18 protein-coding genes and 1 riboswitch are annotated in these 26,943 nt (G+C 63.8%); of the genes, 17 read left to right on the forward strand and 1 reads right to left on the reverse strand.

Annotated elements, in window-relative coordinates; translation table 11 throughout:
- Positions 1-937: 937 nt before the first annotated feature.
- The 6 genes from tkt to RIN49_RS26780 all read left to right on the forward strand — a co-directional run bounded on the left by tkt (position 938) and on the right by RIN49_RS26780 (position 11,910).
- The gene (tkt, locus tag RIN49_RS26755; RefSeq protein ID WP_309123174.1) at positions 938-2,959 is read left to right on the forward strand and encodes a transketolase; all 2,022 of its coding nucleotides are present in this window, start codon (positions 938-940) and stop codon (positions 2,957-2,959) included.
- Between the two features lie 136 nt (positions 2,960-3,095).
- Positions 3,096-3,178: riboswitch (cyclic di-GMP riboswitch) on the forward strand.
- Between the two features lie 91 nt (positions 3,179-3,269).
- Positions 3,270-5,789 (forward strand): EAL domain-containing protein, encoded by a 2,520-nt coding sequence (locus RIN49_RS26760; RefSeq protein WP_309123175.1) that lies wholly within the window; start codon positions 3,270-3,272, stop codon positions 5,787-5,789.
- A 27-nt stretch (positions 5,790-5,816) separates the two neighbouring features.
- Positions 5,817-9,059 carry a response regulator gene (locus RIN49_RS26765; RefSeq protein WP_309123176.1) on the forward strand — a complete coding sequence of 1,081 codons (3,243 nt, stop codon included), beginning with the start codon at positions 5,817-5,819 and terminating at the stop codon, positions 9,057-9,059.
- On the forward strand, positions 9,059-9,889 hold the full coding sequence (locus RIN49_RS26770) for a CheR family methyltransferase (protein WP_309123201.1): 831 nt from the start codon (positions 9,059-9,061) through the stop codon (positions 9,887-9,889). The genes RIN49_RS26765 and RIN49_RS26770 overlap by 1 nt, the downstream gene beginning before the upstream one ends.
- A gap of 211 nt (positions 9,890-10,100) precedes the next feature.
- Entirely contained in the window at positions 10,101-10,283 is a 183-nt protein-coding gene (locus RIN49_RS26775; RefSeq protein ID WP_309123177.1) for an aspartyl-phosphate phosphatase Spo0E family protein, read from the forward strand.
- Positions 10,284-10,332: 49 nt separating this feature from the next.
- The gene (locus RIN49_RS26780) at positions 10,333-11,910 is read left to right on the forward strand and encodes an EAL domain-containing protein (RefSeq protein ID WP_309123178.1); all 1,578 of its coding nucleotides are present in this window, start codon (positions 10,333-10,335) and stop codon (positions 11,908-11,910) included.
- 52 nt (positions 11,911-11,962) lie between these two features.
- Here the strand turns inward: RIN49_RS26780 and RIN49_RS26785 are convergent, their stop codons facing one another.
- Positions 11,963-13,279 (reverse strand): NAD(P)-binding domain-containing protein, encoded by a 1,317-nt coding sequence (locus tag RIN49_RS26785; RefSeq protein ID WP_309123179.1) that lies wholly within the window; start codon positions 13,277-13,279, stop codon positions 11,963-11,965.
- A 181-nt stretch (positions 13,280-13,460) separates the two neighbouring features.
- Here RIN49_RS26785 and RIN49_RS26790 point away from each other — a divergent pair, with 181 nt between their 5' ends.
- The 11 genes from RIN49_RS26790 to guaA all read left to right on the forward strand — a co-directional run bounded on the left by RIN49_RS26790 (position 13,461) and on the right by guaA (position 26,721).
- Positions 13,461-14,819 (forward strand): glucose-6-phosphate isomerase, encoded by a 1,359-nt coding sequence (locus tag RIN49_RS26790; protein WP_309123180.1) that lies wholly within the window; start codon positions 13,461-13,463, stop codon positions 14,817-14,819.
- Between the two features lie 73 nt (positions 14,820-14,892).
- Positions 14,893-15,546: a YigZ family protein gene (locus RIN49_RS26795; RefSeq protein WP_309123181.1), complete on the forward strand. Its 654-nt coding sequence runs from the start codon at positions 14,893-14,895 to the stop codon at positions 15,544-15,546.
- Between the two features lie 74 nt (positions 15,547-15,620).
- The gene (locus tag RIN49_RS26800; RefSeq protein ID WP_309123182.1) at positions 15,621-16,268 is read left to right on the forward strand and encodes a TetR/AcrR family transcriptional regulator; all 648 of its coding nucleotides are present in this window, start codon (positions 15,621-15,623) and stop codon (positions 16,266-16,268) included.
- Positions 16,219-16,566 (forward strand): winged helix-turn-helix transcriptional regulator, encoded by a 348-nt coding sequence (locus RIN49_RS26805; RefSeq protein ID WP_309123183.1) that lies wholly within the window; start codon positions 16,219-16,221, stop codon positions 16,564-16,566. The genes RIN49_RS26800 and RIN49_RS26805 overlap by 50 nt, the downstream gene beginning before the upstream one ends.
- Positions 16,567-16,716: 150 nt before the next feature.
- A complete protein-coding gene (locus RIN49_RS26810) occupies positions 16,717-18,630 on the forward strand; it encodes a methyl-accepting chemotaxis protein (RefSeq protein ID WP_309123184.1) in 1,914 nt (637 codons plus the stop codon).
- 769 nt (positions 18,631-19,399) lie between these two features.
- Positions 19,400-19,720: an Hpt domain-containing protein gene (locus tag RIN49_RS26815; RefSeq protein ID WP_309123185.1), complete on the forward strand. Its 321-nt coding sequence runs from the start codon at positions 19,400-19,402 to the stop codon at positions 19,718-19,720.
- 139 nt (positions 19,721-19,859) lie between these two features.
- Entirely contained in the window at positions 19,860-20,849 is a 990-nt protein-coding gene (locus RIN49_RS26820; protein WP_309123186.1) for an AAA family ATPase, read from the forward strand.
- Positions 20,849-22,042: a DUF58 domain-containing protein gene (locus tag RIN49_RS26825; RefSeq protein ID WP_309123187.1), complete on the forward strand. Its 1,194-nt coding sequence runs from the start codon at positions 20,849-20,851 to the stop codon at positions 22,040-22,042. The genes RIN49_RS26820 and RIN49_RS26825 overlap by 1 nt, the downstream gene beginning before the upstream one ends.
- Complete coding sequence (locus tag RIN49_RS26830; RefSeq protein ID WP_309123188.1) at positions 22,011-24,320, forward strand: DUF4129 domain-containing transglutaminase family protein; 2,310 nt, start codon at positions 22,011-22,013, stop codon at positions 24,318-24,320. The genes RIN49_RS26825 and RIN49_RS26830 overlap by 32 nt, the downstream gene beginning before the upstream one ends.
- Before the next feature lie 53 nt (positions 24,321-24,373).
- Positions 24,374-25,114 (forward strand): alpha/beta fold hydrolase, encoded by a 741-nt coding sequence (locus RIN49_RS26835; protein ID WP_309123189.1) that lies wholly within the window; start codon positions 24,374-24,376, stop codon positions 25,112-25,114.
- Between the two features lie 68 nt (positions 25,115-25,182).
- On the forward strand, positions 25,183-26,721 hold the full coding sequence (gene guaA / locus RIN49_RS26840) for a glutamine-hydrolyzing GMP synthase (protein ID WP_309123190.1): 1,539 nt from the start codon (positions 25,183-25,185) through the stop codon (positions 26,719-26,721).
- Positions 26,722-26,943 lie beyond the last annotated feature (222 nt).

Raw genomic sequence — 26,943 nt, forward strand, 5'->3', positions numbered from 1 at the left:
CGCGGCGGCCACCGCCGTCCTGGGCCACCTGGCCTCCCCGGCCGACCTGGCCGACGCCGACGTCCGCACGCCGAGTCAGATTACCGGGTCAATTGGGTAGGGATTGCTCAATTATCGCGACACGCTGCCCCGAAAATTGAGGAATCCCGCCACAATCGCCGCACCCCGCCGCCCGCCGAGTCAGATTACTGGGTCAATTGGGTAGGGATTCCTCAATTATCGTGACACGCTGCCCCGACAATTGAGGAGTCCCGCCACAACCGCCGGACCCCGCCGCCCGCCAAGTCAAATTACTGCCCCAATTGTGGCGGGATTCCCCAATTATCGCGACACGCTGCACCAAATATTGAGGAATCCCGCCCAACCGCCTCACACCCGCCGCCCGCCAAGTCAAATTACTGCCCCAATTGGGGAGGGATTCCCCAATTATCGCGGCACGCTGCCCCGAAAATTGAGGAGTCCCGCCACAATCGCCGCACCCCCGCCTCCCGCAAGATAAATTACTGGGCTAATTGGGTAGGGATACCCTAATTATCGCGACACGCTGCACCAAATATTGAGGAGTCCCGCCACAACCGCCGCACCTACGCCGCCCGCCAAGACAAATTACTGCCCCAATTGAGGAGGAACTCCCCAATTATCGCACCACGCTGCACCAAATATTGAGGAATCCCGCCACAACCGCCGCACCCACGCCGCCCGCCAAGGCAAATTACTACGTCAATTGGGGAGGGATTCCCCAATTATTGCGACGCGCCGCCCCGAAAATTGCGGAGTCCCGCCGCAATCGCCGCCGCAACCGCCGCCCCCTCGCGCTGCACGGCCACGGCGCGGGCCATGGACCCCGCCCGCTTTCGCACGGCGCTGTGGCAAAGGCATCGGCACAATGGTACAATGAAACCAATTGTCTGAAACGCCAAGGAGGAGTAGAGAAAGCATGACAACTGCAAGCAGAACGATCGACCAGCTGTCGATCGACACGATCCGCACGCTGTCGATCGACGCGATCGAGAAGGCGAAATCCGGCCACCCGGGCATGCCGATGGGCGCCGCCCCGATGGCCTACGAGCTTTGGGCGAGATTCATGAACCACAGCTCCGCGAATCCGACGTGGGTGAACCGCGACCGGTTCGTCCTGTCCGCGGGTCACGGTTCGATGCTGTTATACAGCCTTCTTCACTTATTCGGATACGAAGACACGCCGATGGAGCAACTGAAGCAGTTCCGCCAATGGGGCTCGAAGACGCCGGGTCATCCGGAATTCGGCCACACGGCGGGCGTCGACGCGACGACGGGGCCGCTCGGCCAAGGGTTCGCGATGGCGGTCGGCATGGCGATGGCGGAAGCGCACACGGCGGCGGTATACAACCGCGACGGGTATAACGTCATCGATCACTACACGTACGTCATCTGCGGCGACGGCGACCTGATGGAGGGCATCTCCGGCGAAGCGGCGTCGCTCGCGGCTCACCTGAAGCTGAACAAGCTGGTCGTCCTCTACGATTCCAACGACATCTCGCTCGACGGCGATCTGAATCTCGCGTTCTCCGAGAACGTGGAGACGCGCTTCAAGGGCTACGGCTGGAACGTTGTCCGCGTGAACGATGGCAACGATCTCGCCGAGATCAACCAAGCGATCGCGGCGGCGAAGAACAGCGACGCGCCGACGCTCATCGAAGTGAAGACGGTCATCGGCTACGGCTCCCCGAACAAGCAAGGCAAGGGCGGCCATGCTGGCCCGCACGGTTCGCCGCTCGGCGGCGACGAGGCGAAGCTGACGAAGGCGTTCTACGAGTGGCCGCACGAGGAGTTCCACGTGCCGGAAGCGGTCGCGGCGAACTTCGCCGAGCTGAAGGCGAAGGGCGATGCGGCGGCTGCGGCATGGAAGGAGCTGTTCGCGAAGTACCGCGACGCGCATCCGGCGCTGGCAGCGCAATTCGAAACGGCGTTCGCGGGCGAAAACCCGGCGGGTTGGGACGCGGCGATTCCGACGTTCCAGGCGGACGAGAAGCCGATGGCGACTCGCGCGGCGTCCGGCAAGGTCATTAACGCGATCTCTCCGAACCTGCCGACGTTCTTCGGCGGCTCCGCGGACCTCGAGTCGTCGACGAACACGCATCTGAACGACACGGGCAAGTTCCAGCCGGGCAGCTACGCCGAGCGGAACGTCTACTTCGGCGTGCGCGAGTTCGCGATGGGCGCGGCGATGAACGGCATGGCGCTGCACGGCGGCGTGAAGGCGTTCGGCGGCACGTTCTTCGTGTTCTCCGACTACCTGCGTCCGGCGATTCGCCTCGCGGCGATCCAAAAGCTGCCGGTCGTGTACGTGTTCACGCATGACTCGATCGCGGTCGGCGAAGACGGCCCGACGCATGAGCCGATCGAGCAGCTCGCGGCGATCCGCTCGATGATCGACGTCACGGTCATCCGCCCGGCCGACGCGAACGAAACCGCGGAAGCATGGCGCTACGCGTTGTCGAGCAAGGACCGTCCGGTCGCGCTCATCCTGACTCGCCAAAACCTGCCGGTGCTCGCGGGCACGGCGGAGAACGCGCGCGAAGGCATCGCTCGCGGCGCCTACGTCATCGCGGACGCGCCGACGGGCACGACGCCGGCGGCGCAAATCATCGCGACGGGCTCCGAAGTGCAGCTCGCCGTGGACGCGCAGAAGGCGCTCGCCGCCGAAGGCATCCACGTTCGCGTCGTCTCGATGCCGAGCATGGATCGCTTCGAAGCGCAAGACAAGGCGTACCGCCAATCCGTCATTCTGCCGGACGTGAAGGCGCGCCTCGTCATCGAGATGGCGTCGCCGTTCGGCTGGCATAAGTACGCCGGCGACGAAGGCGACATCCTCGGCATCTCGACGTACGGCGCATCGGCGCCGGGACCGAAAGTCATCGAGGAATACGGCTTCACGGTGCCGAACGTCGTCGCCAAGGTGAAGGCGCTGCTGAAGTAAGCGCGAATCGCGCCGCTCCCCCCTCGCAAGAGGGAGGGCGGCGCTTTTTCGTTGAAAAGTATATCCTCATCCATTAAATAGCGTTATAATAATTTTGAGAGAATGATTTGAAAGACCTAGTAGAATATACATCCTCAGGAAAAATAGGCAAACCCATTGAAAATTGGGGGCGCAAAGCTATAGGGGCTAACGTGTACACTATGCCAGCCAGCTGCCGAACGTGGAAAGAGTCATCCGGCCCTTTTTTTTTCGGCCGGATTTTTTTGTCTCATTCGATGTCCTGAATGCATTCGAAAGGGGAAGCCCCGGAATGAACAGCGATGAACCCGTGATTAATATTTTGATGGTGGACGACCGCCCCGAAAATCTGCTCGCGCTGGAAGCGATCATCGAACGGGACGACTACCGGCTTATCAAGGCGTCCTCCGGCGAGGAAGCGCTAAAGTGCCTCTTGAAATACGACTTCGCCGTCATCTTGCTCGACGTGCAGATGCCGGGCATCGACGGCTTCGCCACCGCGAAGATCATCAAGGCGCGGGAGAAGACGAAGAACATTCCGATTCTCTTCATTACGGCGAATTACATGGATTCGAACCATATTTTCACCGGATATTCCGTCGGCGCGATCGACTATATTTTGAAGCCGTTCGATCCGATCGTGCTGAAGGCGAAGGTCGAGGGATTCGTAGAATTATATAAACTGAATCAGAAGCTGCTTCGCCAGACCGAGGCGCTCGCCGAGAAGTCGAAGGAGGTCGAGCGGACGAACGCGGAGCTGCGCGTCTCCGAAGCGCTGGCGAACGTCATCAGCGGCACGTCGATCGATTCGATGCTCGTCATGGACGAGCGCGGGGTCGTTCTGCGGGCGAACCCGGCGGTCGGAACGATGTTCGGTTATGCCGAAACGGAGATGGTCGGCGGCACCGTCTTCTCGTTGTTTTCGGACGAGCCCTCGCGGAAGATCGTCGCGTCCGCGCTCGAAGCCGCCGCCCGGATGGACCTCGCGCTTTCGGCCGAACCGCTCGCGGAGATGGTCGCGACGCGCAAAGACGGCAGCGCCTTCCCGGCGGAGGTTCAATTCGGCAGCCGGTACGTGTCGGACCGCAGCATCGTCGCATGCACGATTCGAGACGTTACGAAGAAGAAGCGCGACCAAGAGACGATCGCGCATATGGCGTATCACGACGGGCTGACGCGGCTGCCGAATCGCAGAAGGTTCAACGAGCGGCTCGCCGAAGCGCTGCAAGTCGCCAAGCGGAGCGCCGGGAACTTGTCGATGATGTATTTGGACATGGATCGGTTTAAGTATGTAAACGATTCCCTAGGGCACGCGATCGGCGACAAGCTGCTGAAGGAGGTCGCCGACCGGCTGTCGGGCTGCATGCGCGCGGGCGACTTCGCGGCCCGAATCGGCGGCGACGAATTTGGCGTGCTGCTGCCGGGCGCGAATCGGGAGACCGCGCTCGAATGCGCCGAACGCGTTCTCGAGGCGTTCCAGAAGCCGATTCACCTCGACCCGTACGAATTGTTCGCGACGACCAGCATCGGCATCAGCGTCTTCCCGTACGACGGCGACGACGCGCAGCAGCTGATGAAACACGCGGACGCGGCGCTCTACCGCGCGAAGGAGCAAGGGAAAAACCGGTACAAGGTGTTTCACACCGGCATGAACTTAAGCTCCTATCGGAACTTCATGCTGCAAAACGAATTACGCAAGGCGATCGAGCGCGAGGAGCTCAGGCTCGTCTACCAGCCGCGAATCGACGTCAAGACCGGAGCGGCGACGAGCGCGGAGGCGCTGCTTCGGTGGAAGCATCCGAACTGGGGCACCGTCCTGCCTTCGGAATTCATCCCGCTCGCCGAGGAGAGCGGACAGATGGCCGAGCTCGGCGAGTGGGTGCTGCGGACGGCCTGCAAGCAGAGCGTACATTGGCAGCGGGCCGGCATCGCGCCGATCCGCGTTGCGGTGAACTTTTCCGCTCACCAGTTTCTGCATCGGGACGCGGGCGAACGGATTCGGCGCATTCTCGAACAGAACGAGCTGCGCCCCGAGCTGCTGGAGATCGAGATTACGGAGACGGCGCTCATGGGGAACGAGGAGAGCGTAACGAGAACGCTGCAGCAGTTGAAGTCGTCCGGCGTCGCCGTCAGCATCGACGACTTCGGGACGGGCTTCTCGTCCTTCAACTACTTGCGGCGGTTCCCCGTCGATTCGATCAAGATCGACAAGTCGTTCGTGCAAGATTTGGGCAAGAGCGCGTCCGACAGCACGCCGTTCGTTCAGGCGATCGTCTCGTTGGCGCAAAGTCTGCGCTTGACCGTTATTGCGGAAGGCGTAGAGACGGAAGGGCAGCTTAGCAAGCTGCGAGAGCTGCATTGCGACGAGTTCCAAGGATACTTGTTCTGCCCTCCCGTCGAGGCGGCGGATTTCGAAGCGTTCCTAACCCGCTGCCAGGCGAACCGGCCGGACCATCCGGGCAAGCCGGACGGAACGAATACCCCCGGCGTCCCGCAAGAGCGGCTGCACGTCGTTCGGGACGAGCCTTCGGAAAGCCAAAACCAGGAAATCCTGAACCGGGCGCTCCTTCATACGAAAGAGACGTACTCGATTTCCCCGCGGGAATTCGACGTGTTCCATTTGATGGTGAACGGGTTCAACAACAAGGAAATCTCGGATAAGCTGTTTATTAGCGAGCATACGGTGAAGAACCATATTACGCACATTTTCCAGAAGCTCAACGTCAACGATCGCGTCCAGGCGATGGCTAAAATTTATCAGACGTGCATCGACGAAGGGAAAGCGGTTCGAGCGAACCGAATGTCCGGGTAGGGTCGGCCGGGAGAGAAGGGGTTCCTGATGAAAATTAAGACGAAGTTGATGCTGGGGCTCAGCGCGCTGCCCGTCCTCTTCGTGCTGCTGGTCGCCGTCGGCTGGATTCAGAATGCGACTTTGAAGAGCATGAGCGCTTCCCTTCAGGAGGATTACGACACCGCGTTTCTTGCCGAGAACATTCATCGAAAAGTGAAAAACGAAGCGATCTACTTGCGGAATATCGCGTTATTCGAAGACGATGCGTCCATCGACAAGGAAATCGAGCTGCTGCAGGCGGAGAGCGAGTCCGTCATGGCCGACATCGCGATGCTCCAATCGATGGTGGAGACGCCCGAGCAGCGGGTGCTCGTGGAGAGGGTGCACGACGTAAACCACGAGTTCATCGAGTACAAGGACGAGGTGGTGCGGCATTTCGCCGAGGGCCGGCGCGCCGAAGGCGTCGCGTTGATCAACGAACGGGGGCATGAGATCCACGACCGGTTTTTCGAAGCGATCTCGAAGTTGACCGACGATCTGGAGTCCCAGATGAAGAGCGCCCTTACCGAAGTCCCGCGCGATTCCCAACGCAACCTGTTCATCCTCGGCATGGCGTCGCTCCTTGGCGTCGTGCTGACCGCGGCTTCCTTGTATTGGCGGGTATGGACGGTCGCCGTGCGGCTGAACCGCGTATCCGGCATCATCGCGAGCGTCGCCGACGGAACGTCCGATCTTCGGACGAAGATCGAAGCGACGTCGCAAGACGAGATCGACGACGTCGCGCGGTCGTTCAACCGCATGGCCGCATCGCTCGCGGAGCAGCGGGATCGGGAGCGGGACGAGCATTGGCTCAAGTCCCATGTCGCGGAAATTACAGGGCTCCTTACGGGAGCCCGGGACGCGGAAGCCGTCGCCAAGGCGTTCCTCTCCAAGGCGGTGCCGGCGGTGGGGGGCTGTCATGCGGTGTTTTACGCGATCGAACCGGAGGCGTTCCGGGACGAACCCGCATTGAAATTGACGGCGTCGTATGCGTTCAAGGAACGGAAGCATCTCGCCAACACGTTCTTGATGGGCGAAGGATTGATCGGACAAGCCGCCTTGGAAAATGCCCCCATCCTTCTCACCTCCGTGCCGTCGGATTACGTCACCGTGCGCTCCGGATTGGGCGAAGCGCCCCCGATGAATGTGTACGTATTGCCGATCAGCTTCAAGGAAGAAGTGCTCGCGGTCGTCGAGATCGCTTCCTTCAAGCCGTTCTCGCCGATCCAGCAAGAGTTTTTGGAGGAGATGAGGTCTTATCTAGGGATCATTCTCGACAGCGTCGCGAGCCGCATTCGATTGGCGGCTATGCTGGAGCAGTCGCAAGCGCTGACGGAGGAGCTGCAAGCCCAGTCCGAGGAGCTCCAGTCCCAGCAGGAAGAGCTGCGCGCGACGAACGAAGAGCTCGAGGAGCAGACGCTGGCGTTGAGACGATCCGAGGAGAAGCTTCAGGCGCAGCAAGAGGAGCTGGAGCAGACGAACGCCGAGCTGAAGGACAAGGCGGAACGGCTGGAGCTGCAGAACAAGCGGTTCGAAGAGACGAACAAGGAGATCGAGATCGCCCGCGTCGGTCTGGTCGAGCAGGCGAGACAGCTCGCGCTCAGTTCCAAGTACAAATCCGAATTTCTGGCCAATATGTCGCACGAGCTGCGCACCCCGCTGAACAGCTTGTTGATTTTGTCCAAGCTGCTGGCCGACAACAACGGGGGGAACCTGACGGAGAAGCAGATCGAATACGCGAAAATCATTTATTCCTCCGGCAGCGACCTGCTGGCGCTCATTAACGACATTCTGGATTTGGCCAAGATCGAATCCGGGAAGATGGACGCGGCGCCGAGCGACGTCCGCCTCGCGGAATTGGCGGAATTCGCCGAAGCGAGCTTCCGCGCGGTGGCGAGCGAGAAGGGGCTCGGGTTCCGGGTCGTCCTGCGGGACGGTTTGCCGGAGACGGTCTACAGCGACGAACGCCGGCTGCAGCAGGTGCTTCGAAACTTATTGTCGAACGCGTTCAAATTCACGCACGAAGGCGACGTCGCGCTCGAGATCGGCGTCGCCGACCGAGGGAAGAAGGCGATCGCCTTCTCGGTGGCCGACACCGGCATCGGCATCGCGGAGGACAAGCTGGAGCTGATCTTCCAAGCGTTCCAACAAGCCGACGGGACGACCAGCCGCAAGTACGGCGGAACGGGGCTGGGGCTGTCCATCTGCCGGGAAATCGCGGAGCTGTTGGGCGGGGAGATCGCCGTCGAGAGCCGCGAGGGCGAGGGGAGCGTCTTTACGTTCTACGTAGGCGATTACGAGGGGACGGACGACGCGCGCAGTCTCGCGGAAGCCGCGGTCGAAGCGGCCGCGGCGGTCGAGAACGCCGGGCCTCCTCCGACGCCGGGCGCCGTCGAACCGACGCCGAATCCCAGTCCGATTCCGCCCGTCCCTCACATCAAGAAACTGCTGATCGTCGACGACGACGTCCGACAGCGCAGCAGCTTAATGGAGCTGCTCGGCGGCAAAGACGTCATCATTAAGGCCGTACCGACGGGCAAGGAAGCGCTCGAACAGCTGAAGGTCGATACGTTCGACTGCATGGTGCTCGATCTCGGGCTGACGGACACGACGGGCTTCGAGCTGCTCGAGACGATCAAGACGGACGGAACGCAGGAGCAGGTGACCGTGTTTATTTATACGGGCCGCGACTTGACGTCGAAAGAAGAAATCCAACTGAAGAAATACGCGCATACGATCATTATTAAGGATTCCCATTCGCCCGAGCGGCTGATGGACGAGCTGGAGCTGTTCCTCTCCTCCGGCGCGGGCCGTTCGGAGGCGTCGGCCGGGCTCGACGCTTCTCCGGCCGAACGTCGATCGGGGCTGGAAGGGAAGCGGGCGCTGCTCATCGACGACGACGTGAGGAACGTGTTCGCGCTGTCGAGCGCGCTCGAGGCGCAAGGCATGGACGTCACGTTCGCGGAGAACGGGGCGGAGGGGCTGGAGCTGCTGGAGCGGAGCCCGCCGTTCGACATCGTGCTGACGGACATTATGATGCCCGAGATGGACGGTTACGAGACGATTCGACGGCTGCGGGCGAAGCCGGCGTTCGAGCGTCTTCCGGTCATCGCGCTGACCGCGAAGGCGATGCGAGAGGATCGAGAGCGGTGCCTCGAGGTCGGGGCGTCGGATTATATCGCGAAGCCCGTCGATCCGGCGCAGCTGCTTTCCTTGATGAAGGTGTGGGTGTATCCGGAGGGGGAGGCATGATGGAGAACGCGGAGAAGGATCTGGAGCGGATCGAGATCGAGCTGCTGCTCCAGGGATTGTATGCCTGGTGCGGCTACGATTATCGAGACTACGCGTATTCCTCCATCCGCCGGCGGATCCGGTATCGCATGCAAGCGGAGAAAGCGCCGACCGTGACCGCGCTGCTGGACAAGCTGCTGCACGATTCCGAATGCTTGCGGCGGCTCATCGCGGACTTCTCCATCAACGTGACCGAGATGTTCCGCGATCCGGCGTTCTTCGCCGCGTTCCGGGAGAAGGCCGTGCCCGCGCTGCGGACGTATCCGTCGATCCGGATCTGGCATGCGGGCTGCGCGACGGGCGAAGAAGTGTACTCGATGGCGATTCTGCTCCAGGAGGAAGGATTGTACGAAAAGTCGACGATCTACGCGACGGACGTGAACGCGAATGCGCTAAAGACGGCGAAGGCCGGCGTTTTCCCGCTGTCCGATATGAAGAAATTCACCGGCAATTATATCAAGTCCGGGGGGAAGGGAGCCTTCTCCGATTACTATCATGTCACGGACAACGGGGTCAAATTCGATTCGCGCCTGACGAAGAACGTAGTGTTCGCGCAGCATAACTTAGTGACCGACGGTTCGTTCAACGAATTCAACGTCATCTTCTGCAGGAACGTGCTGATTTACTTCAATAAGGCGCTGCAGGAGAAGGTGCATACGCTGTTTTACGAAAGCTTGGGCTTGTTCGGCATCCTCGGCCTCGGCGACAAGGAGACGGTCGCGTACACGAGGTACGCGGATCGCTACGAGGACGTGCACCGCGGAGAGAAGCTGTACAGGAAAGCGAAGTAAAGGTAAGGATTCGAACAGGCCGGCCCCCCAGGGGACCGGCCTGTTTCGTTCGACGTCCCCCGCGCGTCGCCCGGAGCCGCCGGATAGGAGCGCGCTCTTACTCGCGTCGAGACGCGAAATAAGAGCGGCGGTCGATAGCTGCCTAGCGCGAAGTCGTGCACAATGAAGGACAAGCAAAGCATACTAGAATCGTATGGCGGGAGAGAGAAGGATGACAGTCGCGGACAAGATGGAGCGCCTTCGGGCTACGATGATTCAGGCGCACGGCGCTCTCGGAGCGCTGACCCACCCGGACGTCGTGGCGATCAGCCAGCAGTTGGACGACGTCGTGATGGAATATTACCGGTACGACCTAGCGAGGAAACGGGCGGCTTCGACTATGGACTACAAATAGTGGTAATGCTGACATAATGACGAACGTGATCGGGACGGAGGGAGACGCCATGGATAACGGAAACCTCTCCTCGATCCGCTTATTGGACGCGCTCCGAACCGCCGTGGGCGACGGCCAGCTTAAGGTCTACTACCAACCGAGGGTCGACATCCGAACGGGCGACGTCGTCGGCGCGGAAGCGCTCCTGCGGTGGAGTCACCCGACGCTCGGTTCGATCTCGCCGGCGGCGTTCATCCCGATCGCCGAAGAGAGCGGCCTGATCCTGCCGATCGGGGAGTGGACGCTGCGCCAGGCGTGCGCCCAAGCGGCGGCATGGAGAACGGCCGGCTTCGACCGGCTCGTCGTATCGGTGAACCTGTCGCCCCGGCAATTCGCGCAAGGCGACGTGGTGGATACGGTATGGTCGATCTTACGGGAGACCGGGCTGCCTCCGCAGCAGCTCGAACTGGAAATTACGGAGAGCATGACGATGGACGTCGAATCCGCGATCGCGATCTTGAACCGGTTGAAGCGGCTCGGCGTTCGGATCAGCGTGGACGACTTCGGTACGGGATACAGCTCGCTCTCGTACTTGAAGCGATTCCCGCTGCATACGCTGAAGATCGACAAGTCGTTCATTCGGGAATGCACGAAGGACGAGAACGACGCTACGATCGTGCGAACGATCATCTCGATGGCCCATAACTTGAACCTGCGGGTGGTGGCGGAAGGGGTAGAGACGAAGGAGCAGCTCATTTTTCTTCAGCGGCAATTATGCGACGAGGCGCAGGGTTATCTGTTCCAACGTCCGGTTTCCGCGGAGGAGCTCAAAGGAATGCTGGATTCGATTCCGAACATCGTGAGGGAGCTGGGCGTCGGCGCCGCGTATTCCGAGCGAATGTGGATGCGGGAGCAGCTGCGGCTCGCCCGCAAGGAGCTGGAAGAGACGCTGCGGCTGCAGCAGGGCTTAACGTTCAAATATAAGAAGGTCGACGGTCGGTTCGTGATTACGTTATGCGGCGGGCAATTGCTGCGACGCTTCGGCGTCGACGCCGAAGAGGTCGTCGGCAAGCATGTCAGCGAAATCGTCGCTCCCGACGAGGTCGCGCCGCTCAACGAGCAATACCAAAAAGCTTGGGACGGGGAGGAAGAGGTTACTTACGAGGCGAAGGTTCTGGGCGTGTGGTGTCTCGCCTCGCTAACGCCGATCCGCCGCGGCGGAGTCGTCGTCGAGGTGGTCGGTTCCGCCATCGACATCACCGAGCGCAAGCGAGCCGAAGAGGAGCTCCATCGGGTCCATAAGCAGTATAAGCTCATTGTGGAAAATGTAACGGACCTGATCTCGATATCCGACGCGGAAGGAAACTTGGTGTACGTCTCGCCCTCCCATCGGCGCGTCCTCGGTCATTCGCCCGAATCGATGCTCGGCATGGAGGTGCTCGACATCATCCATCCGGAGGATGTCCCGCGACTGCTCTCGGCTTTCCGGCAGTCGGTCGAGACGAATTCGCCGTATCGGATCGCGCTGCGGTTCCGGCATGCGAACGGGAGCTGGGTGGTGGTGGATATTCGGGGCATGCCCGTTACGGACGAACGCGGCAACCTGCAACAGATGGTGACCGTCGCGCGCGACGCGACGGATCGATGAAAGAAGGGCTGTCCCGGTCGCGATCGACCGGGACAGCCCGTATTTGCATTCGTCAAGATGTCGCTTTGCGCTGTAAATACTCCTCGAGCTGCAGCCGCACGAACGGCGGCAGGCCGGACAGCATGCAGCCGTACCGGAAGGCGCCGCGATCCGGCACGACGCGGATGATCTTGCCGGTGATCGGCGGCAGATCGGCCTCCTGCGGGAAGTGGATGACGACGAACATGTCGACCGCCAGCGGGAACGAGGACCGCACCTGCAGGCCGCTCTCGGACAGGTCGTACAACGTCGCTTCGATCTGCTGCCCCGAGAAGGAGCCTTCCTGCTCCCACTGGTAGACGGAAATATGGAGCGGGATGTTCAAGGCGACGCGCGGGGCGCGGCGGCGGTCGTCGCTCTTCCCGTTGGCGGCGGCGGAAGCGGCTTCGGCGGTCGGCGCCGCGGACGCTTCGGAAGCGGCGTCCGCCGGGGCCGAAGCGCCGCGGACGGAGACGCGAATCCAGTCCTCATAGACGCGCGCGATCGAAGAGAAGTCGAGCTCGCCGAGGCCGCGGGACTCGCCGATCGCGAACAGCTCCTTCGTAGCGGACAAGACGGGCGTCGGCACCTGAAGTTCGCCCGCGAACGCGGAGGCGAGCTTCAAGTCCTTAAACATGAGCTTCAGCGAGAATTGATTGCTGAAGTCCCCTGCGAGCAGCTTGTCCTTCTTCAGCTCGAGGAACCGGCTCGCCGCGCCGCCGCTGCCGACGACGTCAAGGAACTTGGCCGGATCGACGCCGGCCTTGACCGCCATCGCCAGCCCTTCCGCCACCGCGGCGCCGATGATGCCGGCGATCGCGTTATGCGCGAGCTTCGTCTGGGAACCGGCGCCGGACGGACCCATGTGAACGACGGCGCGTCCCATGGCGGACAGCACGTCGCGCACGCCGTCGAGCGCTTCCTCGCGGCCGCCGACCATGAAGAGCAGCGTACCGCTCTCCGCGGCCGGCTTGCTGCCGGTGACGGGCGCGTCGAGGAAGTCCGCGAGATGCTCTTCCATGTCGGCGGCGAGACGGCGGCTCAGCTCCGGGGACACCGTGCTGCAGTCGACGACCGTCATGCCGGCGCGAAGTCCCCCGAACAGGCCGTTGGCGCCGTAGTAGATCGATTCTACGGACGCGTCGTCCCCGAGCATCGTGACGACGATGTCGGCTTCCCGAGCGACCTCCTTCGGCGAAGCGGCGACCGACGCGGAAGGGCGTCCCGCGGCGAGCGACTCGGCGACGCCGCGCGTGCGATTGTACAATACGACCTCGTAGCCCTTGTTCAATAAGTTTAAAGCCATGGGCGAACCCATCGTGCCCAGACCGATAAATCCGATGATCCGCATGCGAGCACCTCCGACGTTATTCGCGAAAAAATGATTCTCTCGCTCCATCTTACCACTACTTTCCGACGATTGAACAGATGCGGCTCGTCCGCGCGGCGACCGCTTCGCTTGCATTCGTCCGAATCGTTCAAGTATCCTATGTGGAGATATATATCAGATCAGTCTATAAGGAGGATTTCCCTTGACATCTCCCGTGAAATACGACTACAAGCCGGCGCTGCCGTTCGTGCAGCAGCACGAAATCGACTACAGCGCTGCGGCGGTGCGCCTCGCGCACGAGCAGCTCCACGCGAAATCCGGCGCAGGCAGCGATTACCTCGGCTGGATCGACCTGCCGACGAACTTTAACCGCGACGAATTCTCGCGCATCAAGCAGGCGGCGGAGCGCATCCGCAGCGACTCCGAGGCGCTCGTCGTCATCGGCATCGGCGGCTCGTACCTCGGCGCGCGCGCCGCGATCGAGATGTTGACGAATCCGTTCGGCGCGCATCTGTCCAAGGAGAAGCGCAATGCGCCGCACATTTTCTACGCGGGCAACAACATCTCCTCCACCTACATGGCGCAGCTGCTCGAAGCGCTCGAAGGCAAGGATTTCTCCGTGAACGTCATCTCGAAGTCGGGCACGACGACCGAGCCGGCCGTCGCGTTCCGCATTTTCAAAGAGGCGCTCGAGACGAAATACGGCAAGGAAGCCGCCCGGAAGCGCATCTACGCGACGACCGACATGGCGAAGGGCGCGCTGAAGAAGCTGGCCGACGCCGAAGGCTACGAGTCGTTCGTCATTCCGGACGACGTCGGCGGCCGGTATTCGGTGCTGACGGCGGTCGGCCTGCTCCCGATCGCGGTGGCGGGCGTCGACATCGACGCGATCATGGCGGGCGCGGCCGACGCGCAGGCGCTGTACGCGAACCCGAGCTTAGATTCGAACCAAGCGTATCAGTACGCCGCGGTGCGGAACGCGCTCTATAAGAAGGGCAAGGCGATCGAAATTCTCGTCAACTACGAGCCGAGCCTGCACTTCGTCTCCGAATGGTGGAAGCAGCTGTACGGCGAGAGCGAAGGCAAGGACAACAAGGGCATCTATCCGGCGTCGGTCGACTTCAGCACGGACCTGCATTCCATGGGCCAGTTCATCCAGGAGGGCACTCGCAACCTGTTCGAAACCGTCATCCAAGTGGAAAAGGCCGCCATCGAGCTGAACGTCCCGCACGATCCGGAGAACGTCGACGGACTGAACTTCCTGTCCGGGCAATCGATCGACTTCGTGAACAAGAAGGCGTTCCAAGGCACGCTGCTCGCGCACACGGACGGCAACGTGCCGAATACGGTCGTGACGCTCGCGGACACGAAGCCGTATACGTTCGGCCATCTGGTGTATTTCTTCGAGAAAGCCTGCGGCGTCAGCGGGTACCTGCTCGGCGTCAATCCGTTCGACCAGCCGGGCGTCGAAGCGTACAAGGTCAACATGTTCGCGCTGCTCGGCAAGCCGGGCTTCGAAGCGAAGAAGGCGGAGCTCGAAGCGAGACTGCGCGGGTTGTAAGAGAAGAGCGGGCGCATAGGCTCACTCGGCGGAGACGCCGGGTGGGCCGTTTTCCGTAAAAGGGGGGATCGGAGTGAATTTGCCGTATTACAAGACCGTACGCGCGTACGGGGAAGCGGAGATCGTCATCAAGCGGTCGCAATTCATCGGCCATGCGAAGCCGGTCGACACCGAGGAGGAGGCGGTCGCCTTCATCGAGGAGATCAAGTCGCGCCATAAGCAAGCCACGCATAACTGCTCCGCGTATATGGTCGGCGAGCGGGACCAGCACCAGAAGGCGTCCGACGACGGCGAGCCGAGCGGCACGGCGGGGAAGCCGATTCTCGAGGTGATCAAGCACCAGCAGCTGAAGAACGTCGCCGTCGTCGTGACGCGGTATTTCGGCGGGATCATGCTCGGGGCCGGCGGGCTCGTGCGGGCATACACGGACGGAGCGGTCGCGGGGCTCGCCGCGGCGGGCGCGGTGTATAAAGTTTTGCATACGCCGGTCACGCTGACGTTCGATTATTCGCTGCTCGGGACGGTCGAATACGAGCTTCGCGGACGCGGCGTCCGGTTCGGAGACATTGAATACACGGACAAAGTGACAGTTCGATGCTTGCCGAACGCGTCCGAAAGTGCGCGTTTTATCGAATGGATTACTGATTTGACTGCTGGTCAAACACAGATTCAAGTGGATGGCGCGGAGTATGTGGAGCATAGTCAACTTCCATCGAACTTGCTTTAATGCTTTTATGCAAAAAAGTGTTGAAGCATTATACTTCCTTGCGTATAATTATACGAAATAGGGGAGGGATAACGGTGGCTAGAAGGATCGTTGAGCAAGAACTTAGCCGGGAGCGTATATTGGACGCGGCCCGAGAGCTGTTTGTCAGCGAAGGATATCGGTCGGTGTCGATGCGCAAGATCGCGGGGAAGCTCGGCTACAGTCACGGATCGATTTACTATTATTTCCAAGACAAGGCGGAATTGTTTTATGCGCTCGTCGTGGAAGATTTCAATGCGCTCATCGTGCGGCAGACGTCTTTGTTGTTCCGGCTGCAGCAGCGCGACGTTCAGGCGCTCAAGCAGCTCATGCTGGAATTCGTGCGATTCGGATTGGACAATCCGCATCATTACGAGATTATGTTCTTGATTCGCGATCCGGAGCTGAAGCGTTATTCCCGCACGGAACAGGCGGAGAACATGAATTTGTTCGCCTCGATCATTCAGGAATGCTTGAACGACCATCCCGACCGGGAGAAGCTGCAGTTCACGCTGCCGTGGAATTTGTTCATGGCGTTGCACGGTCTTATTTCGTACGCGATCCAGTTCGAACTGACGTACGACGAGGTGCTCCCGCTCGCGACGCAGCACGTCGACCTGCTTTGCAGCGCATTCGAGGTAGGAGGGCTGTCCTATGCTAAACCGGGACTGCGTTTCGTCCCCAAGCGTAGAGTCAGCGTTTGAGCTATTGGGCAAGCGGTGGACGGGGCTCATTCTGCAGGCGCTGTTGAACGGGCAGCGCCGGTTCAAGGAAGTGGCCGAGAGCGTTCCCGGCGTAAGCGACCGGATGTTGTCCGAGCGGTTCAAGGAGCTTGAAGAAGCGGGCATCATCCGCCGGATCGTCTACCCGGAGACGCCGGTCCGCATCGAATATACGTTGACGGAACGGGGCGCCGCGCTGCGTCCGGTCATCGAGCATCTTCGCGAATGGGCGCTCGCCCACGGCGCGGCGGAGGGGACGGCGAAGGCGTCGCCTTGTTGAAGTCAGGACAATCGAATACGTCCGGGAATCGATCCCGACCGCAAGCGGACCGAAGCCGAGCTTTGTCCGCTTTTTTCGTGCTTTCGTCGCATGTTTCGGTTATATTTAGGTCTAAAGATTTATGACGTTAATCGAAGAGGCGGAGAACGGATGTCGTTAAGAACGTTGCAGGCGAGAATCGTCGCGGTGCTGGTCGTCATTATGGTCGTGCCATTGGCGGCTGTAGGGGCATATTTTTACTATAGTTTGGATCGGGATCTCGGCAGCGTCGAAGAGGCGCAACTGAAGAGCTTGAGCGCGTCGGGCGTCGAACTGCTCCGCCAGATGGGGGAGGATGCGCTGAACGTCGCGAAATCGTATACGTATTGGGAGGAGTTTCGGGCGGCCGCCGAAGCGAAGGATATGCCGTGGATCGAAGAGAACGTGCTTTCGGTGACGGACGTCGTCTCCACCGTTCATTTCGCCGCGCTTGCGGATCCCGACGGGCACGTGATCGGAACGGCGGGAGACGCGGGCGAGTTCGGCACCTCGTTCGATCCCGCGGTGATGGAGAAGTTTCGGTCGACGCCGGACTTCCACGGGCTCATGGTCGTCGGCGGCCGGCTCGCGGTCGTCGTCGTCTCCGGCGCGACGAACGAGGAAGCGACGAAGGCGCCGACCGGCGCGCTCGTCTTCGGCCGGTACGTCGACGAAGCGGTCGTCGCGCAGCTCGGGAAGGTGCTGCATGCCCGCGTCTCGGCCGTCGGCGGCGCGGGCGCTCCGGCGGAAGGGTTTCGAATCGTCTCCTCGGATGCAGGGCGCGTCGGGGAGGCGGTCGTCGCGCTGGCCGGCTGGAACGGAGAGAACGTCGGGTCTCTGACGGTCGCGGCTCCGCTCGAGGCGTCGGAGCGGGCGCAGGCGAACATGCGGCTGACGCTCGCCCTCGTCGGCGGCACGATCGTTCTCGCGGCCGTCGTGCTGCTCCTCTGGCTGCGGTTCGACATCGTGCGCCCGGTGCAGCGCATCGCCGGCGCGCTCGGCGCCGTCGCCGGAGGCGACCTGAGCGCGGCGACCGATGCCAAGGATCGGTCGCGGCCCGACGAGATCGGGGTGCTTACGTTGTCCTACGAGACGATGCGCGAGAGCTTCAGCCGCGTCGTCGGCGACGTGCGCGCGCTGTCCGAGCGGCTGAGCGAATCCGCCACGGAGACGGCGGCGCTCGCCGATACGTCCAAGGCGGACGGCGAGCGGATGAACGTCTCCGTCTCGGAGCTGGCGGCCGGGGCGCGCCAGCGGCAGGCGAGCGCCGCGGACAGCGCGCAGTCGATGCAGGAGATGGCCGTCGGCATCGGCCGCATCGCGGGGGCGGCCGCTTCGGTGACGGAGACGGCGCATGACGCCAACGGTCTGGCAGCTAGCGGCGGCGCGCTCATGGAAGCGGCGATCGTACAGATGCGGGAGATGCAGCGCTCGATGGAAGCGTCCGTCGCCGCGGCCGATGCGCAGCGCGAGTCGGCGAACCGCGTGGCCGAGGTGCTCGAGCTGATCTCGTCCGTGTCGAAGCAGACGAACCTGCTGGCGCTGAACGCGTCGATCGAGGCGGCTCGCGCGGGCGAGGCCGGGCGCGGCTTCGCCGTCGTCGCCGGCGAAGTGCGCAAGCTCGCCGAGCAGTCCGGCGAAGCGACCGCCCGCGTCGCGGGGCTGCTCGACGCGGTGCGCGAGGGCGCCGCGCAGACGGCGGCTTCGCTGCAGCGGGCGGCGCTCGAGGTCGGCGACGGCGCGCGGAAGCTGGACGTCGCGTTCGAGCGCTTCGGCGACATTCGCGGCGCGATGGCGTCCGTCGGCGGCCAGGTCGAAGACGTGTCCGCCGTCGCGCAGCAGCTCGCCGCGGGCTCGGAGCAGGTGAGCGCCTCCGTGGAGGAGATGTCGGCGTTCTCCGCCGAAGCCGCGGAGCGGGCCGGCGAGCTGAGCGGCTACGCGTCCGAGCAGTACGCGCGGATGGATCGGCTCGCCGGCTCCATGCGGCAGCTCGAGGAGGCGTCGCAGACGCTGTACCGCTTGGTCGAGCATATGAAGACGAAATAGAGATTCAAGGGAGCTCCGACGGCCATGGCCGCCAGGGCTCCTTTTTCTACGGCCGGCCAATCCGCTAGCAGCCCCGGATCGGGTCAGGGAGCGGAGCGCGTCGGCCGCGGGTGACCCGAGACGGGCCAGGGGCGCCGAACGGCCGGCGCGTTGACCCGGATCGGGTCAGGAGGCGGAGCGCGTCGGCCGCGGGTGACCCGAAGCGGGCCAGGGGCGCCGAACGGCTGGCGCGTTGACCCGGATCGGGTCAGGGAGCGGAGCGCGTCGGCCGCGGGTGACCCGAAACGGGCCAGGGGCGCCGAACGGCCGGCGAGTTGACCCGGATCGGGTCAGGGAGCGGAGCGCGTCGGCCGCGGGTGACCCGAAACGGGCCAGGGGCGCCGAACGGCCGGCGAGTTGACCCGGATCGGGTCAGGGAGCGGAGCGGGCGGGCGCGGGTGACCCGAAACGGGCAGCGGGGCCGGCGTGCTAATCCCTACCCGAGCTCCAAGACGATGCGCACGCGCTCGACGATCGATTCCGGATGATCGGCTTGGCGATGTAACCGGCGTCGCCGGTCAGCGGCAGCACCGGAATCGAGGCGGTCCGCGCGCCGGACTTCAGCGCGGGAACGGCGCGACTTCCAAGCCGTCGATATCCAGCAGCGAAGCGATCAACAGGCGGAACGCGCTGGAGTCGTCGATCATAGCGATTCTTTTTCCCACGAACGGGCCTTCGATTTCATGATATAATTTGGGAATAATGGATAAAGCGAGGTGGTTCGCGCGTGATGAGCGAAGAACGATACCGACGAATCCTGGAAAGCACGAAATCGTTGTTCCTGGAAGAACTGCGAGCCAAAAGCGCGGACATCGCGGAGACGATCGAACGATGGCGCCTCGGAACGGTCACGGACGATCGATTGGTGGACCGTCTCTATCGCCAGACGCACACGCTGAAGGGCGTGGCGCTCACGGTCGGCTTCGCCGACGTGCACGACATCGCCGACGCGATCAGCGACTTCAAGCATCGTCACGAGGAGAGCCCGCTTCCGAAGGAAGAGCTGGACCGTCTCGCCGAACGAGCGATGAAGCTTGAAATCTATCGGTGACGGAGGGACCATTTTCCATGTAAGCGCTATTCTTCAATATATCATGTTCTCTTATACGAGAAAACACACGTCTAAAAGATTCGCAAACCGGAAACACTTGACAGTAATCTGACGGTTACGAAGTCAAGGAGGAGAAGGTATGCGATTGTCCGGGAATGGCATGTTATGGGATCGCCCGCAGGCGCTGCTAGAAAGCGTCGTGCGTCAAATCGAGAGAATCGTCGTCGGCAAGCGAGAGACGATAGAGCACTTATTGGTAGCTTTGTTATGCGGAGGGCATGCGCTGCTGGAGGACGTGCCGGGCGTCGGAAAGACGCTGCTGGCGAAGACGGCGGCGCGGACGCTCGGCTGCACGTTCGGGCGCATCCAATGCACGCCGGACGTGCTGCCCTCGGACATTACCGGCGTGTCGGTGTACCGCCGATCGACGGAGACGTTCGAGTTCCGCCCGGGGCCGATCATGGCCAACGTCGTGCTGGCGGACGAGCTGAACCGCACGACGCCGAAGACGCAGTCGGCGCTCTTGGAAGCGATGGAAGAACGGCACGTGACGGTGGACGGCGAGACGCATCCGCTGCCGGAGCCGTTCATGGTCATCGCCACGCAAAACCCGCACGGCTTCGAAGGGGCGTACCCGCTGCCGGAAGCGCAACTGGACCGCTTCCTGCTGAAGCTGCGCCTCGGTTATCCGACGGCGGCGGAAGAAGCCGCATTGCTGTCGCGCTCCTCCACCGAGTCTGCGTCGTCGCGGGCGCTCTTGCTCGTCGAGGAGCTTCGCGAGCTGCAGCGCGCGGCGGCGGCCGTCCACGTCGACGAGCCTGTGAAGCTGTATATCGTGTCGCTCGTACAGGCGACGCGGACGTGCGCGGAGCTGTCGCTCGGCGCGAGTCCCCGCGCATCGCTGGGCTTGTACCGCGCGGCGCAGGCGCTTGCGCTGCTGCGCGGGCGGACGTACGTCGTCCCGGACGACGTGCGCGAGCTCGCGATGCCGGTGCTGGCGCATCGACTCGCCGTGCGCCCGGAAGCGAGCTACGCCGGGCATACGGCCGAGAGCGTTATGGCGCGTCTGCTCACGACGACGCCGGTGCCGTCGGCCCCGGTCGCCTCGAAGGCGGGGGGCGCGGGCTAATGCGGACGCATCGGTGGGCCGCACTGGCGGTATGGGCGTTATTGGGGTGGGGAATGGCCGCGAGAGGCGGGTTCGCCTTCTCCTTTTTGTTTTATTCGTACAGCTTCATCGTCGCTTACGGATGGGCCGTCCGCTGGATCGGGCTCCGCGGCGTTCGCGTCACGCGCGCGGTGCGGTGCCCGGACGGAGCCGCGCCGCCGGACGGCGCGTTCGAAGCCGGAGAAGAAGCGATCGTCGAGGTGACGTTGCGTCGGCCGTTCGCGCTGCCGATCCCTTGGCTCGTCGCCCGGGAAAGGATCGGCGAGGCGGAGCACGACTTGCTTCACGGCCCGTGGTGGTCGACGCGCGCGACGTATCGTTACGCGCTGCCGCTGCCGAGCCGGGGCGTGTTCGCCTTCGAGCCGACGGAGCTGTGGGCGGGAGACCCGTTCGGCATCGTGCAGCAGCGCGTTCGCGCCCGAGGAACGGCGATCCCGGAGGTGATCGTCGCGCCGCGGGCGCGGCGGTTCGGGTATGAGGTGGAGCACGCGATCCTATCGCTAGGCGACGGACGGGCTGCCGGCTTGCGGCGGGACGGCGGCGAGCGGACGGACGTCCGCGCGTACCGCGACGGCGATTCGCTCGCCCGCGTGCTCTGGAAGCGGGCCGCTCGTTCGGACGAGTGGTACGTCCGCACGGAGGAGCCGCCGCGCGCCGCGACGGAGACGGCGGTCGTCGTGGACGCCGCCGTCGCCGCGGCGACGGACGACTGCGCCGAGGCGGCCGCGGGGGTGCTCGTCGCCCTCGGCGTGCGCCGGCGGACGTTCCGGCTGTACGCCGCCGCCGTCGCCGCCGGCAACGCCGGCGGTTGGCGCCGGCGGTTGGCCGCGCTCGAAGTCGCCGCGCCGCCGATCCGGGCCGGCGCGGCGACGCTGGGCGGCGCCTCCGGCGTCGTCGTCGTCGCGGGCGGGGCCTTGCGGCCGGAGACGGCGGCGCTGTGCCGCGAGTGGCAAACCGGCGGCCGCGACGTGCTGCTCCTGCTCGCGCGCGGGGAACCCGGCGTTCGCCCCGGCGACGCGGAGCTTCCGGAGGAGCTGGCGTCTTGGCTGCGGCGCGCGGGCGTCCGCATCGCCGTGACGGACGCCGCCGGCGACCGAATCGCTGCGGAAGGAGGCGGGCGCGATGACGACGGCCGGTTCTCCGTTCCTTCGTAATTTGTTCGTCACGGCGCTGCTGTTCGGCTTGTTCTCCGAATGGCTGCGTCCGCTCGCCTCGATGGCGGAGGCGACGGACATGTACCGGCTGCTTCCGTTCCTTGGGGCGCTCGCGTTTTATATGGCGATCGACGCGGGACGACTTCACGGGGCGATCGGCTGGCCGCTCAAGCTGATTTTTACGGCGCTGTGGATCGGATATTGGTTCCAGCCCGAGGCGCTTTCTTCCGGACGATGGCTGATCGACTTCCCGACGCTCGTCTTGGAGGATGCGAGCGGCTTGCTGTCCGGCGTCTGGCTCGTCAGTCCGGAGACGCGAACGCTGCTGTTCCTCGCCGGCTGGGCGGCGCTTGCGTACGCGGTGCAGCGGATCGTGACGGAGCGCGGCCAGGCGTTGTGGTTCGTCGGGTCGACGCTGCTGTTCCTCGTCCTGCTTCAGCTGTGGCCGGGGCTCGACACGACCGGCGGCATCTTGCGGTCGGCCGCGTTCGGGCTGCTGCTGCTCACGACGCAGCACGGGACGAAGTGGGAGCGGCTGCTTGGGAATCGCTTCGCGGAAAGCCGGGGGGCGGCGCTCTCCCGCATCGCCGCCGGCGCATTATGCGCCGCGATCGCGCTCGGCTCGGGCTATGGCTTGTCCGCGCGGGAAACCGCGGCGGTCGAGCCGGTGTCGCTCGAGCGATGGGCCGACTGGGCGCGGAGCGCGGCGACGTCGCGGGGGGAGGGGGCGTTCGCCTCCGTCCTCCCGGCGGCGACCGGGTACGGCGCGGACGACAGCCGGCTCGGCCGGGCGGTGTCGCCGGACGACGCGCTCGCCTTCACGGCGACGACGGAGCTCGCGACGTATTGGCGAGGCGAGAGCAAGGACGTCTACACCGGCCGAGGCTGGCGGAGCAGCGCGCTCGGCGAGACGGCCGCGACGTTCCGCGCCGCCGAAGCCCCCGAGGGGGCCGTCGTCATCTCGCAGCAGGTCGACGTGCTGTCGCGCGCCCTGGAGCGCAACGTCTTCGCCGGCGGGCAGGTGCTGCGCTTCCCGGAGCTGACGGACGACGACGGCTCGCGGCTGTCCGACATCCACCTGCGATACGACGCGGACGACGGCTCGTATTTCGTCGGGACGAATGCGGTGCGGCTCGGCTCGTACCGGATGGAGACGGCGCTCGCGGCGAGCGATCCGGCGGCGCTGATCGCGGACGGGTCGCCGGAGGCGGACGCGTCCTCGGCGCGGCATTTGCAACTGCCGGGCTCGCTGCCGCAGCGGGTGCGCGATTTGTCCCGCGACATCGTGCGGGACGTGCCGGCGCACCCGTATTTGCAGGCGGTCGCCGTGCAGTCGTATTTGCAGGAGCATTACCGCTACACGCTGGAGACGGACGTACCGCCGGAAGGGGCCGACTTCGTCGATCACTTCCTGTTCGAGACGGGGGCGGGGTATTGCAACCATTTCTCGACGGCGATGGTCGTGCTGCTTCGTTCGATCGGCGTCGAGGCGCGATGGGTGAAGGGCTTCGCGCCGGGCACGCCGGATCCGGATCGGCCGGGTACGTACGCGGTGCGGCAGTCCGACGCCCACTCCTGGGTCGAGGTGCGGTTCGCGGACGCGGGCTGGGTGGCGTTCGAGGCGACGCCGCCGGCGTCGGCCGAAGGCGTCGAAGCCGGCTTCGCGGGGCTTGGCGCGGAGCCGGCCAACATGCAGCTGCCGCAGGGCACCGTGCTCGCGACGGCGGCGACCGCTTCCGCATCGGCGTCGGCATCGGCGTCGGCTGCGGACGAAGCCGAAGCGGGCGGGGGCGCGGCCGCCTCCGTCGAGGCGTGGCTCGCGTCCGCGCGGGAGCGGCTGCGCGGCGGCCTCGACGCGGCGGCCGCCGTCTACGACGCCGCGGCGCAGCGCGTGCCGCGCGAATGGGCGGCGCCGCTCGGCTGGGCGCTCGCCGGCGGCGCGACCGCCGCCGCGGCGCTCGGCGCGGCCTTCGCGCTGGCGCGGTTCGTCCGCCGCGGGGCGGCGCCCGGTTACGCGGCGTTCCCCGCGCCGCCCCAGCGCCGCCGGCTCGACCGGCTGTGGCGCCGCCTCTATCGGCGCCACGGCCCCCGCACGCCGGAGGAGACGCTGCGCGACTATGCCGCACGGCTGCCGGCGGAGACGCCGGAGGCGCGGGCGGCGCTGCTCGAGCTCGTTCGCCGCGACGAGGCGATTCGCTACGGCGGCGGCTCGGGACGGCCGGTGTCGCGGCGCTGGGTGAAGGACGTCTGGCGTACGATCGCGAAACGAGCCAAATAATGGCTATAATAAGAGCAGAACCGATTCGGGAAACGAAAGGGGCGCTCTAGCGCATGACGCACAACGATATCGCTTTACTGTTCTTGCATGGATTCCCGTTCAGTCCGGAAATGTGGGCGCCGCAGCGGGAGGCGTTCGAAGCGCAAGGCTTCCGCGTCGTCGCGCCGGATTTGCGGCTCGAGACGTCGCCCGCCACGATGGACGCGATGGCCGACAAGGCGATCGAGGCGCTCGACGCGGCGGCCGGCCGCGCGGCGAAGGCCGTCGTCGTCGGGTTCTCGATGGGCGGGTACGTCGCGTTCTCGCTGCTCGAGCGATACGGCGACCGGGTGGCCGGACTCGCGCTCGCGGATACGCGGGCGGAGGCCGACAGCGAGGAAGGGAAGGCGGGGCGGCGCGCACTGGCGGCGAACGCGCTGGAGCAAGGGCCGCAGGCGGCCGTCGATGCGATGCTGCATAAGCTGCTGTCGCCGAAGACGGCCGATCGCCGTCCGGACGTCCAACGCGAAGCCGAGCGCATCATGCTGTCGGCGCCGCCGTCCGCGATCGCGGCCGCGGCGCTCGGCATGGCCGCCCGGCCGGATCGGACGGCCTCGCTCGGCGGCATTCGCGTCCCGACGCTCGTCATCGTCGGCGAGGACGACGCGATCACGCCGCCCGACGTCGCCGGAAAGATGGCGGACGCGATCCCCGGCGCGGAGCTCCGCGTCGTCCCGGAGGCGGGCCATCTGTCCAATCTCGAGCGCCCCGAGCTTTTCAACGAGGCACTGTCCGCATGGCTCTCGAAACTTTAGAGGTTGCCATGGGGTCGAACGATCTTGTAGAATAGTTTCTATTATTACTAGGGGGCTCGTACATTCCGATGAACAAACCGAACGAAATCGTCGTCGTCCTCGACTTCGGCGGGCAGTACAACCAATTGATCGCCCGACGCATTCGGGACCTCGGCGTGTACAGCGAATTGCTGCCGTATAACACGAGCGCCGAGAAAATCCGCGAGCTCGCGCCGAAGGGCATCGTCTTCTCCGGAGGTCCGGCAAGCGTCTACGGCGAAAACTCGCCGCTCGTCGATCCGGCCGTCTACGAGCTCGGCGTGCCGATCCTCGGCATCTGCTACGGCATGCAAATGATGAGCCATCAGCTGCAAGGCAAAGTCGAAGCCGCGGGCAAGCGCGAATACGGCAAGGCGATGGTGCGCTTCGCGCCGGATTGCGTCCTGACGTCGGGGCTTACCGGCGAGCAGCAAGTATGGATGAGCCACAGCGATCTCGTCATCGAGGCGCCGGCGGGCTTCGCGATCGACGCCAGCACCGAGCATGCGCCGATCGCCGCGATGAGCCATCGCGAACGGAACCTGTACGCGGTGCAGTTCCATCCGGAAGTGCGCCATACGACGTACGGCAACGACATGATCAAAAACTTCCTGTTCGAGGTATGCGGCTGCGAAGGCGATTGGAGCATGACGACGTTCATCGAAGACGCGATTCGCGACATCCGCGAGCAGGTCGGCGACAAGAAGGTGCTGTGCGCGCTGTCCGGCGGCGTCGACTCGTCCGTCGTCGCGATCCTTATTCACAAGGCGATCGGCGACCGCTTGACGTGTATGTTCATCGACCACGGCCTCTTGCGCAAGGGCGAAGCGGAGAGCGTCATGGAGACGTTCGTCGGCAAGTTCGACATGAAGGTCGTGAAGATCGACGCGCGCGACCGGTTCCTCGGCAAGCTCGCGGGCGTGGACGATCCGGAGCAAAAGCGCAAGATCATCGGCAACGAGTTCATCTACGTCTTCCAGGAAGAGTCCGCGAAGTTCGACGACTTCGAATTCCTGGCGCAGGGCACGCTCTACACCGATATCGTGGAGAGCGGCACGGCGACGGCGCAGACGATCAAGTCGCATCATAACGTCGGCGGCCTGCCGAAGGACATCAAGTTCAAGCTCGTCGAGCCGCTGAAGGCGCTGTTCAAGGACGAGGTGCGCAAGGTGGGCGAAGAGTGCGGCCTGCCGGCGGAAATCGTATGGCGCCAGCCGTTCCCGGGTCCGGGTCTCGCGATTCGCGTGCTCGGCGAGGTGACGGAGGACAAGCTCGAGATCGTGCGCGAATCCGACGCCATTCTGCGCGAGGAAATCGCGAAGGCCGGCCTCGACCGCGAAATCTGGCAATACTTCACCGCGCTGCCGAACATGAAGAGCGTCGGCGTCATGGGCGACGCCCGCACGTACTCGTACACGGTCGGCATCCGCGCCGTCACGTCGATCGACGGCATGACCGCCGACTGGGCGCGCATTCCGTGGGATGTGCTCGAGAACATCTCGACGCGCATCGTGAACGAAGTGAACAACGTCAACCGCGTCGTCTACGACATCACATCGAAGCCGCCGGCGACGATCGAGTGGGAATAAGGGTTGGAAAATGAAAGAAAGGCCTGCGCCATCGCGCAGGCCTTTCTTTGTCCCCGACTCTTTACCGCTACTGACAATTCGTTATTTGAGATTAGCGTTATATGGGGTGTACCTGGAACCCGAACGTAAATCCGTAGGCACCCTTGCAATGTTCGGTTTTTTTATTGACAGAAATAATTAACCACGCTTACAATAAGTATCGTCGTCCATCAATCGTCCTAA

The sequence above is a fragment of the Paenibacillus sp. genome (assembly GCF_031177825.1).
GTDB lineage: Bacteria > Bacillota > Bacilli > Paenibacillales > YIM-B00363 > Paenibacillus_AE.

What these genes read in the sequence shown, in the direction of transcription:
- tkt (WP_309123174.1), top strand. Translation starts at nt 938, where the DNA reads ATGACAACTGCAAGCAGAACGATCGACCAGCTGTCGATCGACACGATC.
- RIN49_RS26760 (WP_309123175.1), top strand. Translation starts at nt 3,270, where the DNA reads ATGAACAGCGATGAACCCGTGATTAATATTTTGATGGTGGACGACCGC.
- RIN49_RS26765 (WP_309123176.1), top strand. Translation starts at nt 5,817, where the DNA reads ATGAAAATTAAGACGAAGTTGATGCTGGGGCTCAGCGCGCTGCCCGTC.
- RIN49_RS26770 (WP_309123201.1), top strand. Translation starts at nt 9,059, where the DNA reads ATGGAGAACGCGGAGAAGGATCTGGAGCGGATCGAGATCGAGCTGCTG.
- RIN49_RS26775 (WP_309123177.1), top strand. Translation starts at nt 10,101, where the DNA reads ATGACAGTCGCGGACAAGATGGAGCGCCTTCGGGCTACGATGATTCAG.
- RIN49_RS26780 (WP_309123178.1), top strand. Translation starts at nt 10,333, where the DNA reads ATGGATAACGGAAACCTCTCCTCGATCCGCTTATTGGACGCGCTCCGA.
- RIN49_RS26785 (WP_309123179.1), bottom strand. Translation starts at nt 13,279, where the DNA reads ATGCGGATCATCGGATTTATCGGTCTGGGCACGATGGGTTCGCCCATG.
- RIN49_RS26805 (WP_309123183.1), top strand. Translation starts at nt 16,219, where the DNA reads ATGCTAAACCGGGACTGCGTTTCGTCCCCAAGCGTAGAGTCAGCGTTT.
- RIN49_RS26810 (WP_309123184.1), top strand. Translation starts at nt 16,717, where the DNA reads ATGTCGTTAAGAACGTTGCAGGCGAGAATCGTCGCGGTGCTGGTCGTC.
- RIN49_RS26815 (WP_309123185.1), top strand. Translation starts at nt 19,400, where the DNA reads ATGAGCGAAGAACGATACCGACGAATCCTGGAAAGCACGAAATCGTTG.
- RIN49_RS26820 (WP_309123186.1), top strand. Translation starts at nt 19,860, where the DNA reads ATGCGATTGTCCGGGAATGGCATGTTATGGGATCGCCCGCAGGCGCTG.
- RIN49_RS26825 (WP_309123187.1), top strand. Translation starts at nt 20,849, where the DNA reads ATGCGGACGCATCGGTGGGCCGCACTGGCGGTATGGGCGTTATTGGGG.
- RIN49_RS26830 (WP_309123188.1), top strand. Translation starts at nt 22,011, where the DNA reads ATGACGACGGCCGGTTCTCCGTTCCTTCGTAATTTGTTCGTCACGGCG.
- RIN49_RS26835 (WP_309123189.1), top strand. Translation starts at nt 24,374, where the DNA reads ATGACGCACAACGATATCGCTTTACTGTTCTTGCATGGATTCCCGTTC.
- guaA (WP_309123190.1), top strand. Translation starts at nt 25,183, where the DNA reads ATGAACAAACCGAACGAAATCGTCGTCGTCCTCGACTTCGGCGGGCAG.